14 protein-coding genes are annotated in these 15,900 nt (G+C 35.4%); 6 read left to right on the forward strand and 8 right to left on the reverse strand.

Features of this window, described 5'->3' with window-relative positions; translation table 11 throughout:
- Positions 1–26: 26 nt before the first annotated feature.
- From CLU97_RS12265 to CLU97_RS12275, 3 genes are all read left to right on the forward strand, one after another.
- Positions 27–455, forward strand: coding sequence for a hypothetical protein (locus CLU97_RS12265; protein WP_121488178.1), 429 nt, complete (start codon positions 27–29; stop codon positions 453–455).
- A 6-nt stretch (positions 456–461) separates the two neighbouring features.
- Positions 462–1,433: a hypothetical protein gene (locus tag CLU97_RS12270; RefSeq protein ID WP_121488179.1), complete on the forward strand. Its 972-nt coding sequence runs from the start codon at positions 462–464 to the stop codon at positions 1,431–1,433.
- Positions 1,434–1,676: 243 nt separating this feature from the next.
- Complete coding sequence (locus tag CLU97_RS12275) at positions 1,677–2,333, forward strand: glycosyltransferase family 32 protein (RefSeq protein WP_121488180.1); 657 nt, start codon at positions 1,677–1,679, stop codon at positions 2,331–2,333.
- Here CLU97_RS12275 and CLU97_RS12280 read toward each other — a convergent pair.
- Entirely contained in the window at positions 2,330–2,665 is a 336-nt protein-coding gene (locus tag CLU97_RS12280) for a DMT family transporter (RefSeq protein ID WP_121489732.1), read from the reverse strand. The genes CLU97_RS12275 and CLU97_RS12280 overlap by 4 nt on opposite strands.
- Positions 2,666–3,836: 1,171 nt before the next feature.
- Here CLU97_RS12280 and CLU97_RS12285 point away from each other — a divergent pair.
- Together CLU97_RS12285 and CLU97_RS12290 are read left to right on the forward strand one after the other, a co-directional pair.
- Complete coding sequence (locus tag CLU97_RS12285) at positions 3,837–4,556, forward strand: AAA family ATPase (protein WP_121488181.1); 720 nt, start codon at positions 3,837–3,839, stop codon at positions 4,554–4,556.
- Positions 4,553–5,287: a YggS family pyridoxal phosphate-dependent enzyme gene (locus tag CLU97_RS12290; RefSeq protein WP_121488182.1), complete on the forward strand. Its 735-nt coding sequence runs from the start codon at positions 4,553–4,555 to the stop codon at positions 5,285–5,287. The genes CLU97_RS12285 and CLU97_RS12290 overlap by 4 nt, the downstream gene beginning before the upstream one ends.
- A gap of 465 nt (positions 5,288–5,752) precedes the next feature.
- Here the strand turns inward: CLU97_RS12290 and gcvP are convergent, their stop codons facing one another.
- Positions 5,753–8,611 (reverse strand): aminomethyl-transferring glycine dehydrogenase, encoded by a 2,859-nt coding sequence (gene gcvP, locus CLU97_RS12295; RefSeq protein ID WP_121488183.1) that lies wholly within the window; start codon positions 8,609–8,611, stop codon positions 5,753–5,755.
- 429 nt (positions 8,612–9,040) lie between these two features.
- On the opposite strand from gcvP, the gene CLU97_RS12300 reads away from it, so the two are divergent.
- Positions 9,041–10,219: a DcaP family trimeric outer membrane transporter gene (locus CLU97_RS12300; protein WP_121488184.1), complete on the forward strand. Its 1,179-nt coding sequence runs from the start codon at positions 9,041–9,043 to the stop codon at positions 10,217–10,219.
- A gap of 238 nt (positions 10,220–10,457) precedes the next feature.
- Here the strand turns inward: CLU97_RS12300 and CLU97_RS12305 are convergent, their stop codons facing one another.
- The 6 genes from CLU97_RS12305 to CLU97_RS12330 all read right to left on the reverse strand — a co-directional run bounded on the left by CLU97_RS12305 (position 10,458) and on the right by CLU97_RS12330 (position 15,843).
- A complete protein-coding gene (locus tag CLU97_RS12305) occupies positions 10,458–11,105 on the reverse strand; it encodes a J domain-containing protein (RefSeq protein WP_121488185.1) in 648 nt (215 codons plus the stop codon).
- A gap of 408 nt (positions 11,106–11,513) precedes the next feature.
- Complete coding sequence (locus CLU97_RS12310) at positions 11,514–11,771, reverse strand: hypothetical protein (protein ID WP_121488186.1); 258 nt, start codon at positions 11,769–11,771, stop codon at positions 11,514–11,516.
- Positions 11,772–11,862: 91 nt separating this feature from the next.
- Positions 11,863–12,195 carry a hypothetical protein gene (locus tag CLU97_RS12315; RefSeq protein WP_121488187.1) on the reverse strand — a complete coding sequence of 111 codons (333 nt, stop codon included), beginning with the start codon at positions 12,193–12,195 and terminating at the stop codon, positions 11,863–11,865.
- 11 nt (positions 12,196–12,206) lie between these two features.
- Positions 12,207–12,761, reverse strand: coding sequence for an RNA polymerase sigma factor (locus CLU97_RS12320; protein ID WP_185145132.1), 555 nt, complete (start codon positions 12,759–12,761; stop codon positions 12,207–12,209).
- Between the two features lie 443 nt (positions 12,762–13,204).
- Positions 13,205–15,208 (reverse strand): alpha/beta hydrolase family protein, encoded by a 2,004-nt coding sequence (locus CLU97_RS12325; protein WP_121488188.1) that lies wholly within the window; start codon positions 15,206–15,208, stop codon positions 13,205–13,207.
- A 176-nt stretch (positions 15,209–15,384) separates the two neighbouring features.
- Positions 15,385–15,843, reverse strand: coding sequence for a DoxX family protein (locus CLU97_RS12330; protein WP_121488189.1), 459 nt, complete (start codon positions 15,841–15,843; stop codon positions 15,385–15,387).
- Positions 15,844–15,900 lie beyond the last annotated feature (57 nt).

Genomic DNA, 15,900 nt, shown 5'->3' on the forward strand with positions numbered 1-15,900 from the left:
TTCCTTTGTAGCCTAAAATGACACATATGGAATTAACAGCTTTTCACGAACTGACTCAGGAAATATCACTAGAATGCTTTTTTATGACAGAATCTCAACAGGAAGAAAAAGTAATACAGCTTATTGATTTACATCATTTTGTAGATTGTTTCGATCCGAAAATGAAAATTATCAGCTATCTGCATCATTCTATTAATATTGTGGAACATGAAGGAGAGAAAAAAGGAATTCTATTTTGTGACCTTAAGCATTCTTCGGTGCCAGACAGTAATGCTTCTGAAGAATTCAGAAGAAGATATTGCCTCACGGAGCTCTGGTTTGTTTTTGTAGAGGAATCTTTTGTTCCGGATACTTCCCTATATACGGATGCCATTATTGAAAATAGCCTGGATATCTTCTATGACCGGATTTTCACATTCAATTTCTTCCAATCTGCTATTCAACCTTTAAAATAAACTACCATGAAAACATTGAGAAGAATGCTTGTACCGCTGGCAATCTTTCCTTTTAAAAACATTATTTATGCCCAGAAAAAGGATAGTATTCCTTTGAAAGTGCGCGCTTTCTTTGCGGATAAAATTCCGCAGGCCCGAAACTTCAATCTTGAATACACGTTGGTTACACCCTCTTCATTTTCTTCGCAGCTTCAGGGAAAGGATTTACCGGACAACAAGATGAAAAGCTTTCAACAGGTGAAGGCAGATGCTAATATTTATTTTATCAAAAACAGAAGCTGGCTTTTGAGCACTGCCCTGAGCTACCGCTATACTTCTATCGGCAACGAAAAACCCCTTATCCCGGAAACTGAAAGTCCACAAAACTTCCATTATCATTCGGAAGCAATTAACCTTAGCTATTTTTCAAAGTTATTCAAAAAAACAGCTATTTATTCTGCCAGTATTTCAACGGATGGAAGTGAGCAGCATTTCGAACGGATCAGAGGATTGGTTACTGCTTCATTGATTTTAAAAGCAACTCCAAAAACAAAAATGAGTCTTGGATTAGCAGGTATTATTGATCCAAGCGCTCAGATTCCTGTGCTGCCTGTTTTCACTTATGAAAACAGATTCAGTAACGGATGGGTACTGGATATTCTGCTTCCTAAAAAAGTATTGGTGAGAAAAAATATTTCATCAAACGGAAGGCTGTCTTTTGGAACAGAGATGGATAATACTTCTTTCTATACCTACCACAATAATAATACATATGAATTCCGGCAGGTTGCTCTCAATTCAGGAGCTATTTATGAGCACAATCTTGGCGGAAACTTCATTGGTACTTTCAAAACCGGACTCAGAGCCAATATTAATTCAAGAGCTTTTAACAAGAAGGAGTCTTTTAATGATTATATATGGAAAGGAACCTATCAACCCTCTTTCTATTTCAATGCCGGTATTTCTTATAATCCTTTTGAAAGACAAAAGGTAAAATAAGATTCTTCAAGCATTTATTTTTAAAGTTTTAAAACTCATTTTCAAGCATCTGAACTAAAAGATTAAAAAAAAATTAAAATTTCTTTCCTTCGGGATTTAACCATTCATATAAAATACAATCAAAACCACATAAAAACACAGGTTCGGAGAATTCTCATTCATGAAAAATCTTATTACCACTTATGCAAATGGTTGATGAAAATGATTTCGGGATTTCCCTGTAAGAATTGAATAAAATTGAATATGGCAGTACCTAAACAGATATTTCAGACTTTTATAACGAAGAAACTTCCTCTGATTACGCGTTATCATATCTGGAATATGAAAAGAAAAAATCCGGAATACAAGTATTACTTTTATGACGATAACGACATAGAAAAATTTCTCACAGAAGAATTTCCACCCCAATATATTGAAACTTATCGTAAACTGAGGATTGGTGCTGCAAAAGCTGACTTTTTCAGGTATGCTGTTTTGTACAAGAAAGGAGGTATATATCTGGATATCGACAGCAGTATTATCAAACCATTCAGAAAATTGATTAAGGATAACGATGAAGCCGTGATCAGCGTAGAAAGACACGAAAATCTGTATGTTCAATGGGCACTTATTTTCAATAAAAATCATCCTTTTCTAAAGAAAACATTAGAATTGATGATGGATAATATAAACACTCACCGCTATCCACATGATATACATGCTACCACAGGTCCTACTGTATTTAGTAATGGTATCAGACAGACATTAGAAGAAAATCCGGCAACTTCTTTTACGTTATTTAACGGTATTGAGTTCCGCGGATACTTAAAGTTCAAATATAAACTGGGCAAGTTTTTTTTATACAAAACAAGGTCTCAACATTGGAAACAGATGCAAAAGCATCAGGAGATTATTTTTTAATGGGTACCCATTTTTGAAAATACATTGATAATAATTACCCCAATAATAATTAAAGCAATACCAATAATAGCGGGCAGGTCCGGAACCTGCTTGAATGCTATAACACCAATTGCTGTTATAAAGACAATCCCTACTCCGGACCAGATGGCATAGGTAATTCCTACGGGAATCTGGCGAAGGGTAAGACTCAGAAAATAAAAGGCACAGGCATATCCTATAACGGTTACTACAGACGGCCATAGCTTAGAGAACTCTTCAGATTTCTTCAGAAAAGTGGTAGCGATGATCTCAAATATAATAGCCAAAGCGAGAAAAATATAACTGCGTCCCATAAAATTCATTCTTTATACAAAAGTAACGAAAGCACTTCTGTATTTCCAAAAGGGAAAAGAATGAGATTAACTCTTTTATTGAAAAAAACAGACATTTTTTCGTCTGTTCAAACTGGTTCATATTAAAATTAATATACCCGCTTATACTTTCTAAAGGCATTTAAGTTAACTTAAGTGCCTTATTTTTAACTACATTGATCGTTTAAACGAATTATAAAGTATGTCATTGCATAAGTTATGACATCAAAACAATATTTCTCTATGTCATGAAATGTGACAGCTGACAAAAATTCCGGAGGAAAAATTCAGTCGAAAAATAAGTTTTCTTAACATGAAAATCTATTTAAGGTGAAAAATTAAAGTTCAAAAAATACACTTTACAGCAATATTATGCTAAGCATTATTTATTATTTGTTTTATCAACTCCAATATAGAAGTCAAGAAACGATTATCGTTTTCACACAATTTTACAGATAGAACAATAAAAGTATTAATAAATTTCAAATAATATATTAATTTAACGTAAATAAAATTCATCAATAAACGAACACAAACCATCATAATACACTGATATACATCATAAATATTTGCTTTGGCACATGATTTGAAAGCAGTAATATTGCAATTGAAAAATTGATAAAAAAAAGTCAAATAATTAAAAATAATACAAAATGGTAACTTATATCGGTATCGCAACAGGTTTAGTAGTAATTGCTTCTTATTTCATGACAGTGAGAAGAGAGAGAAACTAATCTTAAAATAAAGAAAGCCTATAGAATATCTATACTAATTATATTGTTTTATGTTTTTAGTCTGAGAGATCAGATTGCTCTTTTACCATCGGGTAAAAGGGCCCAAAAACATAAGCAGAAAGATCTTAGTTTCATAACAAATTTTAATATCCAAATGAGAAAGCCAGCCGTAAGACTGGCTTTTCTTTTTTATTGAGCTTTTTTTGGAAGAATTTTTTTGACCGCAGATCCCGCAGATTTTCACAGATTGTTTTTAATACCGATTTTCCCTCATCATTCATTATTCATCAATCATCATTTATAATATATAATTTCTCATTCATTTTCGTTGGACCATACGTTTATTATCATTCAGGATTCCTTCCCGCATTTTATAAAGCTCTATCTTTGTGCATTCAATAATTCTTTTAAACGTCATTATGAATCTGTACAACCTCATTATTCAAGATAAAGAACAAGTAACCCTTAACGAAGTATTTCTCGACACGAATAACAGAGATCAGCTTGTACAGCTTATCAAGGAACATACTTATATTAAAGAGCTGCAGGAATACGGTCTTCCGGTTAATAATAAGATTTTACTTCAGGGAAGTTCAGGCTGCGGAAAAACAATGACAGCAAAGGCTATTGCCAACGCTTTAGGAAAAAATATAATAATCCTGAATCTGAGCAATATTGTTTCATCCCGCATCGGAGAAACGTCTCAGAATATTAAAATGATCTTTGATAAAGCGGGGCGTGAAAGATCTGTACTTTTTCTGGATGAGCTGGATCAGATAGGAAAAGCGAGAGGCAGCGATGATAAGGATGTGGGTGAAATGAGAAGATTAGTTAATACTTTAATTCAATTGATTGATTATTACCCTGAAAATTCACTTTTATTGTGTGCTACCAATCATCCTGAGATTATTGACACGGCTTTATTGAGACGCTTCCAGCTGAAAATCAATTACGAAATGCCTTCTGATGAAATTCTGGATACCTACTATGATCAGTTGCTGGCAAAGTTTCCTGAAGAAATGAGAACGGTTGAAAGAAAATATGCTGTTTCTTTTGCCGAAGCTAAAGATTATGCTTTAACAGCCGTGAAGGCGGCTTTAATTAAAAAACTGGAAGCCAAAGAAATCATTTCATCATGAAAGAAGATATCCTCCATAATCTCACTCTGATCCATGCCCGGATAAAAAATGCCTGTGAAAAATCCGGAAGGAAAACCGATGACATTAAGTTGTTATTAGCTACCAAAACGGTTTCAGTAGAGCGCATCAAAATCGCGTTGGAGCATGGCCAGACTTTAATTGCTGAAAACAAAGTTCAGGAGCTAAAAGAGAAATATGAAGACCTAAAGGATATTCCTCATGAAAATCATTTTATTGGACATCTTCAAACCAATAAAATCAAAGATATTCTAAAATATAATGTCAAATGCATACAGTCTCTGGATCGCCTGGAACTGGCTGAAAAACTTCATGAAAAACTTTTAACCGAAAAACGGACAATGGATGTTTTCATTCAGGTGAATACGTCCAATGAAGAGAGTAAATTTGGAGTTGATCCCAATAAAGCCATTGAGCTTGTCAGAAAGGTTTCCAACTACTCTACTCTGAATATAAAAGGATTGATGACAATCGGCTTATTTAGTGCCGAGACGGAGAAAGTAAGAGCATGCTTTAAAATCCTTAAAAAGCTTCAGCAAGACATCATCTTCGAAAATATTCCTAACATAACCATGACAGAACTTTCTATGGGAATGAGCGGAGATCTGGAAACAGCCATTGAAGAAGGTGCTACGATTGTACGAGTGGGGACAGCTGTTTTTGGAGCGAGAATCTACCCGGACAGTTATTATTGGAATGAAGAAAAGGCTTAAATTATCTATCAAAAAATCACAAACGAAAATTAAATTAAGATTTATTACAACACTTTTATAGTCTACAAATCCGGTATACTTTTTGATATAAACATTTAATAACCAAACAAATGCATTTATGAATAAAAAATTACTATCGGCATGTCTATTAATGACATTATTATTCTTTTTTTCATGTGAAAAAGAAAACCCACAGATAAAAAGTGGAATTTCAATTGAAACCATTTCAATTATAACCTGCGTTACAATGGGCTTGGCAATTTTACTGGCGTATACCGTTAAAAGAAGATAACAAACCAGAATTTAAATACTAAGGCACCTCTCAGTTTTTGGGAGGTGATTTTTTGAAAAACAAGAACATAGTTGATTATACCAAGCCAGAGATTGGTTCACTTTGCTCGCAATGACCATAAAACAAAAATCCCTCTCATTGCTGAAAGGGATTTGTTATATTTAAAACTAAGATTACATATAAGCTTCAATAGGCTCACAAGTACATACTAAGTTTCTGTCTCCGTAAGCTTCATCTACTCTTGATACAGAAGCAAAGAATTTGTGGTCTCTCACCCACTCTAGTGGATAAGCTGCCTTTTCTCTGCTGTATGGTTTATCCCAAGAATCAGAGATTACCAGCTGCTCTGTGTGAGGAGCGTTTTTCAATACGTTGTTTGTAGTATCTGCTTCTCCATTAGCAATTTCATCGATTTCTTTTTTGATAGAGATCAACGCTTCTGCAAAACGGTCAATTTCAGATTTGCTTTCAGATTCTGTAGGCTCAATCATCAAGGTACCTGCAACCGGGAAAGAAACGGTAGGAGCATGGAAACCATAATCCATTAATCTCTTCGCCACGTCAGCCACTTCAATTCCTAAAGATTTGAACTGACGGAAATCTACGATACATTCGTGAGCTACTCTTCCGTTTTCGTTTGAATACAAAATTGGGAAATGCTCTGCTAAAATTTCTTTCAGGTAGTTAGCATTCATGATAGCATGTCCTGTAGCTTTTTTAAGACCTTCAGTTCCTAACATTTTGATGTAAGAATAAGAAATGTTAAGGATCAGTCCTGAACCGTAAGGTGCAGCAGAGATACCTTCGATAGCTTCTTTAGAACCGATTCTGATATTCGCGTTAGAAGGAAGGAAAGGAACTAAGTGCTTAGCAACACAGATTGGACCTACTCCAGGACCTCCACCTCCGTGAGGAATTGCGAAAGTTTTGTGAAGGTTAAGGTGGCAAACGTCTGCTCCGATGTTTCCAGGACTTGTAAATCCTACCTGAGCGTTCATATTTGCACCATCCATATATACTTGTCCTCCGTGCTCGTGGATAAGGTTGGTAATTTCTTTAATGTTAGCATCAAAGAATCCGTAAGTAGAAGGATAAGTGATCATTACAGCAGATAAGTTTGCTGAATGAATTTCTGTTTTAGCTTTAAGATCTGCGAAGTCGATTTCCCCGTTTTCAAGATTTTTCACGACTACGATTTTCATTCCTGCCATTGCAGCAGAAGCTGGGTTTGTTCCGTGTGCAGACTGGGGAATCAATACTACATTTCTTTGGTGGTCTCCTCTTGAAATGTGATATTCTCTGATCACCATTAGCCCTGCATACTCTCCCTGAGCTCCGGAGTTTGGCTGAAGAGAAGTTCCTGCAAAACCTGTAATTTCTGCTAAGTCTTTCTCTAATTCACGGATCATTTCCTGATATCCTTCAGCCTGATTAACTGGTACGAATGGGTGAACTGCACCCCAGTTTTCCCATGAAAGCGGCAACATTTGAGTGGCTGCGTTCAGTTTCATGGTACAAGATCCCAGAGAAATCATTGAATGAGTCAATGATAAGTCTTTTCTCTCAAGACGCTTGATGTAACGCATCAATTCTGTTTCCGTATGGTATTTATTGAATACAGATTCTGTAAGAATTTCGTCTTTTCTTAAGTTTTCTTCCGGAATACTGTATCCTTCTTTTATTTCTAATTTGAAAGTCTGCTTGTCTTTAAACTGAGCGAAAGAAGCCATCAGAACATTTAATTTATCTAATGTTGTACTTTCGTTGATCGCAATACTTACCACTCCTTCTGTGAAATAGTTAAGGTTTAATCTGTGATCAAGCATCAGTCTTACCAATCTTGCTTTCTCTTCTTCCGGCATTGTAATCTTTACAGTATCGAAGATAGGTTCTTCTACTACCTGATATCCTAATGCTTTAAGACCTCCTTTCAAAGCATTTGCTTTAAAGTGAATCTGATCTGCGATATAGTTTAATCCTTTTGGTCCGTGGTAAACAGCATACATCCCTGCCATTACTGCCAATAGAACCTGAGCTGTACAGATATTTGAAGTAGCTTTTTCTCTTTTGATATGCTGCTCTCTTGTCTGCAATGCCATTCTTAATGCACGTCTTCCGTACATATCCTGAGAAACCCCGATGATTCTTCCCGGAATATCTCTTTTATAATCTTCTCTACAAGCAAAGAACGCTGCGTGAGGACCTCCGTACCCTAATGGAATACCAAATCTCTGTGTAGTACCTACCGCACAGTCAGCACCCATTTCTGCTGGAGACTTTAATTTAACCAGAGCCATCGGGTCACAAGCAACGGCTACCTGAAGATCAAGTTTTTTGTATTCTACGATATCTTCAGTATAATCCAGAACAATTCCGTTTTTACCAGGATATTGTAGTAAAATACCATAATAAGAACCGTCAAACTGATGAGTTTTGTGGTTCCCTACTACGATTTCGATTTCTAAACCTTCAGCTTTTGTTTTTAAAACAGAAACTGTTTGAGGAAGTACAAGGTCTGAAATAAAGAATTTATTAGCTCCTGCTTTTTTCTGATCTTTCGTTCTGTTGTTGAAGAACATGTGCATTGCTTCGGCTGCAGCAGTAGATTCGTCCAAAAGAGATGCATTGGCTAATGCAAAACCTGTAAGATCACATACTACAGTCTGGAAATTAAGAAGAGCTTCCAGTCTTCCCTGTGCAATCTCTGCCTGATAAGGTGTGTAAGCAGTATACCAGCTAGGATTTTCGAAAATATTTCTTTGGATTGCTGAAGGTAAAAGTGTATTGTGGTATCCAAAACCGATATAACTCGTATAATCTGTATTTTTAGATGCCAATTCTTTTGAATGGTTCAACATTTCGTATTCAGAAAGCGGTTCCGAGATCTCAAGATCTTTCTCTAAACGGATAGAGGATGGGATGGTTTGAGAAATTAACTCTTCAATACTAGAAACGCCAAGTTTTTCCAACATCGCCTGCTTATCGGCTTCATTAAGGGAAATGTGACGGCTCACAAACTGTTCTGTATTCATTTTTATTTATTAGATTTTGTTTGTAAAAAAGATTCGTAAAATTACGTTTTTTTGAGCGATTTCGCAACATAGAAAACAACCCTCTATTTTCTTAAAAATTCTTAAAATTCCAGAATAAAGTCTTTTCAAATGTTAAAAAACAAATTTTATTATTTCACTGTTTAATGAAATTAATTTTAGAAAAATTAATTTTTAAGGAATATTCATTTTATTTTCTGTGCAGTTTTTTTAGATTTATGATCAACACTCCTATCAATAACATTAAATTTTTCACTTAAGGCATTTCAGATATCATTTGTACATTCGTATAAACAATCACAATAAGGTGATAAAAACCTGTTAAAAACTATGAAAATTTTAAATTAACAACAGATAAATTCAATTTCTTATGAGAACATAATTTAAATACCATACAAACAGAACACACAGATGACGAGAAAAAAGAGGAGCAGACATATTATGTCTGTGTTCACTACTTTTGCTTTGATTGCATTTCAGTCAAAAGCAAATGCCCAAATAACCATTGCCAATACGGATCCGGATACTGCCGGAAGAAAATGGTCTGCTTATGTAAAAGGATTTATACGTGCAGATGCAATGCTGGATTTTCAACAAGTGGGAGCTAAAGACGGAATTGTGGCTCCTTCTATAGTACTTCCTCAGCACAATTCAATGTCCAGTTACTTCAGCGTGAGGCAATCCCAAATAGGATTAGGTTTTAAACAGACAGATAAAAATGGAGATTCACCGGTTTCTGCCTACGTGGAAATGGATTTTTACGGAGCTAACGGAACCACGGCTCCAAGATTAAGACATGCCTACATTCAGTGGAAAAAATGGTTGATTGGCCAAACATGGAGTAATTTCGACGATGAGGAGATTTTTCCAAACATATTTGATTTTAATGGAGCTAACGGTGCAATGCTTACCCGTTCTGTTCAGGTACGATATTCTGAAAAGCTTTCTGATAAAGAAATTTTATCCTTTTCACTGGAAGATCCGGCTAAAGTAAGTATGATTATACCTTCTTCTCATTCTGCATGGAAGAAAAAAAGTCTGATCCCCATTGCCACAGGGATGTACCGATATGGAAATACCAGAGACTATTTTAAAATAGGAGGAACTTTATCTCCTGTTGACTATGAAAATCAAGAAAATGGCTATACGAAGATTGGATTTGGAGGAATTGTTTCATTCAGAAAATATGTGACGAAGCTTGATGACATCAGATTTCAGACTTCTTATGGAAAAGGAATTGCAAGAAACAATATTGTTTTAAGCGGAGAAGGTTATGATGCTGTATTCAACCCTGAACAGAATACAGCAGAAACGTTGAGTCTGTTCAATATACTGGGAATTTTTGAGCATTGGTGGTCTCCAAAATGGAGCTCGGTGGCTTACTATAGTTATTCTCAGGTGGGCTCCAATCCGGCAGTTGTAAAAACTCTTATGAAACGTTTTCAAAATGCTGCCGTAAATGTTATTTATCAGCCGTATAAAAATTTAAAAATGGGTATAGAGGGAAACTATGCAAAAACAGAAAATTTTGAAGGAATGAAAAGTGATGCTTTCAGGTTTCAGTTTACAACTTCATTTTCATTTAAATAATGCCCCAATTGCAGGCCTAATTTTCAGGTCTGCAATTTTTTATGAAAATTTATTAATTATATTTATTCTAAATTAATATATTTGCAGCATGAATATGATTGTCCCATTTAAAGTTCCGCCATTGGCCCCTTACTCATTCAATAATGAAGAGATGTTCTGTGAAAAGAAATCTTGCTGCAAAAAGTTCAAGAAAGGAAAAAGATGTAAAAAGTGCCCCGGAAGGAAGAAAATGGCATAATCAGCTGAAATTTCTGATCAGCATATAAATTGCAATTGCGATAATGACAATTCCCCAGATCAGCATCATAATTTTAGGCTGACCTGTTTTATTGATTCTCGTTCTCGGTTGTGGTTTAAACATTTCCTCTACCGTATTTTTGAATTTTTCAGAATCATTCTCAAAAACCTCAGTAATGGTAATTCCCTGAACGACGGTTTTGTGCAAAAGAGAATTGGTTACATGAAGAAGAAGCTGGAATTTTCCGTCTTTAAATTCTGTGATCTTAAAGATCCTCTCTCCATACGGCTTTTCTAATCCGAAAGGCAATATCTTCACCACATCGGCATTACTCGTCTGCCAGTTGATGATAATCTCCTCCCCTTTTTTCGCATGAATTTTATTCGCTGTAAAAGTTTTGATTGCAGGCGGAATATTATATCTGAAACTTCGCTGGTGATTTTCAAGATTTTGATCGTAAGCACGTCTTCTGACAGAATCACTCAATGTTTCATAAGCTTCCTGAATCTCACGGAAACGGTCTGCAAAAAAATCGTCGTTATCGTTTTTATCGGGATGGTATTTTAAAGACAGCTTCCGATACGCTTTTTTGACGTCTTCTTCAGAAGCATCCTGGGAAATACCGAGAAAATAGTAGTAATCTTTCATTGAGCATTACAAAAATAAGGATTTATTTTTCTTTGTGTTTGATATTTCCAACAAAAATTTTGTTGAAAATATAGCTCAAAAAAGTCATTGCGAACTGAAGGTAAAACAATCTCATAAGAAGTGAAATGGTTGGTTAATCGCAAAGACGCTAGTCTTTGTATAACAAACTGTATATTTTTAAGGCACTAAGATTTTATCTACGATAAAATTGTATGCTTTTCAATTTCCAAGAATAATTCAACAATATTTTTAGCATTCCGAATAATGCCAGGAATCTATATGTAGTAGTCTACTCACTGATATTTCAACGTAAGCAGATTCTATCTATTTTAAATAAAAAAATTCCGGCTCGGGAAGCAAAGCTTCCCGAGCCGGAATGTAACAATTTCAATTTAGTTTTTACTTTTCTTATGCTTCGCAGGTATTATCCTTTTTGCAGCATCTTGAATGGAATTCTTTTTTGAATTTCCCTTTCAATTCCTGATAGTCTTCTTCATTCATTTCTCTGATTTTATCTGCCAGTCCGAAAGGTGACTTTTCTTTGATTCCGTACTCATCAAAGATACCTTTGATAAATCTTTTTCTTTGTGCTGCTTTTTTTGCAATTAAGGCTACACCTACAACTGCTAGTGCTCCAAGAGCTCCTTTTAATGCTGAATTTTTCATTTTTTCAAAATTTTAAATTTTACTACTTCTTGTTTTTTATAGAGACGAATGAATTCTAATTTTACTTTACTACTTCTTTAAAAATTTCAAATTATTCGTTGTTTCTGTTGAAGAATCCTCCTGAACATCTATTTCTCCATACTTCTTTGAATTTCTCTCTTTCCTCAGGTGACCAGCTTTCCATTTTTTCTCTCATTTTTCTTTCCTTAAAGTCTTTCATTCCTTTTCCGAAATGGAAACCTCCAAAAAGAATCTTGCTTAGGATCAGTATTCCCATTGCCTGCCAGAAGGTAATCGTTTTTACTCCTAAAATCTCTGGGAGAAGGCAATTCCAAAGCAGCATTACAATCCATGTAACTGCGGCTAAAATTAATGGTGGACATAACAATAAAAAAATCCAACCCTTTTTGTGTTTATGATTCATAATTTCTTTTTCTAACTTTTTAAATCTTCGTATAGCTTTCTCAGCCTGTTTCTCAAGTGCTTCACAGCATAGTTTTTTCTACTGATGATGGTTTTGATGTTTTCTCCCTGTTCATCGGCAATCTCCTGGAGTGTTTTGTCGTTCAGCTCATTTTCTACGTAGACCAGCCTTTGCTTTTCAGGAAGTTCATCCAATGCTTCAAACAGTTTTTTCCAGATCTCATCCTGAAACATTTTCACTTCAGGACCTGCACTTTCATCCATCAAAAGAATATCCTTGATAGAAAAACTGCCGTCTTCATCTTCATATACAAAATCTTCAAGATTTTCTGTTTTCTTTTTACGGTAGCGGTCCGTAATTTTATTCGCTGTTACCCTGTATAGCCACCCACCAACATTTACGATCTCCGAAATATTCGTAAGGCTACTGAACTGATACCACACTTCCTGCAGAATATCTTCCGCATCTTCCGTATTTTTCACTTTCGGACGGATATAAGACATCAGCTTCCCTCCGTAGTTGGAAACGGTCTGCGAGATGATACTTTCTTTCTCTTTCTGTGGCATTGTTATTTTTTCGACAACCTCCATACTGCTATGACGGCTGATCTTTTGGTTTTACTTTAATAAATTTAAAATATTTTTCTTACAATTCAATTTTTCTTTTATCCATCAATCTTTATCATCAGAATTATTTGCCTATTGGTCATTATATTACCCCTCACTTTTTATTTTTTAATGAGCTTTTCCCCGCTATCCGCTCATACTCCTCACTCTAAAGCTTTCCCACACTCCAAACCCACCCACTGTCCTGTGCAAGCTGCGGGGTAACCGCTTCTATCAGGGCTAGAATAATAAGTGATGGAGAAAGTCCATATGTATATCAATTTCTAAAGTGTCAATTGAGATTGCTTCACTCAGTTCGCAATGATCTTTTCAGCCTCTAGCAATAATAACAAAGAAAACGGAAGGCTTTGGCCTTCCGTTTTCTTTGTTATCAAATTAATAGTTTATTTGTTAAAATTTTCTGCAAAGAATCCTAACATCGACTTGTAAAGTTCAATTCTGTTCGGTTCTTTTCCAAAACCGTGTCCTTCATCATATTTTACCAGATAAGGAACTTCAAAACCTTTGGCACGCATTGCTTTTACAATCTGATCAGATTCATTGATATTTACCCTTGGATCATTAGCTCCCTGCACTACAAATAATGGTTTCTTGATTTTATCAATCTGGAACACAGGAGAAACTTCTTTAGCAATCTTAGCTTCTTCAGGGTTGTCCAGGTCATACCAGATCTGTTTTACCATTTCTTTGTATGGCTTCCAGTATTCCGGGAAGGAAGCAAAGAAGGTAAAAATGTTGGAAACTCCTACATAATCTACTCCACAAGTATACAGATCCGGAGTTTTGATCAACCCCATCAATGTTGCATATCCACCGTGGCTACCTCCATAAATGGCTACTTTATCTTTATCTACCCAACCTTGTTCAATGGCATATTTTACTCCGTCTTCCACATCATCCATCGCTTTTCTTCCGATTTGTTTGTAACCGGCCTTCTGGAATGATTTTCCATATCCGCCAGAAATTCTGAAGTTAACCTGAAGCGTAGCATATCCTCTGCTTGCAAACAATTGTGTTTCCGGATTGAAACCCCAGCTGTCTCTGATTCCCTGAGGGCCGCCGTGAGGATTTACAATTAAAGGAACTTTTTCACCTTCCAGTGCAGCTTTAGGCAGTGTGATATATCCATGAATGGTCAATCCGTCTCTGCTTTTAAATTCGATAGGTCTCATTTCAGCCATATCTTCTTCTTTCAGCTGAGGCATCAGATTGTATAGAAGCTTGGTCTGCTTTGTTTTTGTATCATATTCATAATACGTTCCGTAGAGTTTATCACTTCCTACAACAACCAAAAGTTTATCATTATTATCATCGGAAGAAACAATTCCAAATTCCTTGTCTCTGAACTGAGATTTTAATTTGTCATCTATTTCTTTATAAAACTTACTTACCGGAACCGTTTCTCCTTTTACACCTTCATAACTGATAAAATCCAACTCATAATTTCTGTTTTTCCCGGCAGTGCTTATAGAGCTTACATCGTATACAGGATTGGAATATATTTCTTTAATCACTGCATTTTTCTTTAAATCATACAATACCACTCTCGCTCTGTCACTATCCAGATTGGTTACCACATAGGCTTCATCCTTATTTTTAGAATTTTCGTTAAATTCTATGATACTGAAGGTATCAGACCAGTCTGCAGATTTAATAAGATTGAATTTCCCTGTCTGAAGGTCTTTATAATAAGTTTTGGTAGTTAATCCGTTTTCGAGAACGCTATAACCTCTCAAATTTCCGTCTTTATCAAAAATATAGTCGTCAATAGGGCTGTTTACATCTTTATTTTCATACAACTGGGTCATTTCCCCGGTAATATAATTGATCTTAAAAGGTTCGAAAATCTGCTTATTGTTTTTATTAAGCGTAACGACAACGAAGTCCGTATCTTTTATAGGGATAATTGATTGTACTTTTACGCCGTCAAATGGTGTTAAATCTTTCTGGTTTCCGCCATCTATGTCTGTAGCATACAAATGAATATTCTCGTTTCCACCTCTATCCTGTGTATAGAATAGACGTTTTTTATTCAGCCAGCCGTAGTTTCTGACAAGGTCGTCTTTTTCTACGATGGCTTTGTTAATTTTTCCTGTTGCAAGATCTTTTACATACACGTGGTTCTTTTTATCCTGATCTTTTTCTTTATAAGACAGGTATTTCCCGTCAGGAGAGATTTTAAATGCTGAAGCTTTTGGTCTTGCAAAATAATCTTCCACTTTGTATTTAAAGTTTCCTTTATCATAAGAAATAAGCTTCTCAAGACTGGCTTTGGAAGATGGCAAAGTAGGATCTCCCGGCAGTTTGGCTGTAGAACTTTGTGCGTTGGTCATAATGGTAGAGAGTACAATAAGGGCTGTACCGAAAATGTTGTGATTTAGGTTCATAACTTATGTTTTTAAAGTTAAAGTTATATAGGCATTCAAGTTTTAAAACAATAAAAAATAAATGCATTTATATAATAAGACATGTCATACCCCTAAAACGTTACAGTATTTTATTAATTAATGGAAAAAAATTATGATTGTATAAAAAAAGACAGCCTTACTGACTGTCTTTTTATCTATTGCAAATAAATCCCGAAATACCATGTCCAGGCGATTAAGATAATCTGCATGGGAATCCTTTGATTGTAAAGATATTTCATCCCCGGACCTGTATAATCGGCTTTAAAAATATTAATCTTTTTTCTGGAAGAATTGATATTGGCTATAAAAACCAACACATAAAAAATAATGAGCAAAATGGCCGTCAGTTCCCGAATAGACGGAATCATAAGCCCAATTCCCGCAGCAATTTCCAGAACTCCCGTAAAGTATACCCAAAACATTTTTGCAGGCATAAAATCCGGGATCATCATGGCCATTCCTTTTTGAAATTTAAAATGAGAAAAGCCAGTAAATAGAATGAAAACAGCCATTCCCAAGTTTCCTGAAAATGTAAAATCCGGTTTTCCCTGAAATAAAAAGGTTCCCAGCAAAGCCAGAATAAATGTTGCGAAAAGTATGACAAGTAATTTCATTGTTAGGTGATAGATTTTAGGTGGAGGTAGCAGGGATTAGGATCAAGGCAGCAGTTC

Origin of the sequence: Chryseobacterium sp. 7 (assembly GCF_003663845.1) — a bacterium.
Classification (GTDB): domain Bacteria; phylum Bacteroidota; class Bacteroidia; order Flavobacteriales; family Weeksellaceae; genus Chryseobacterium.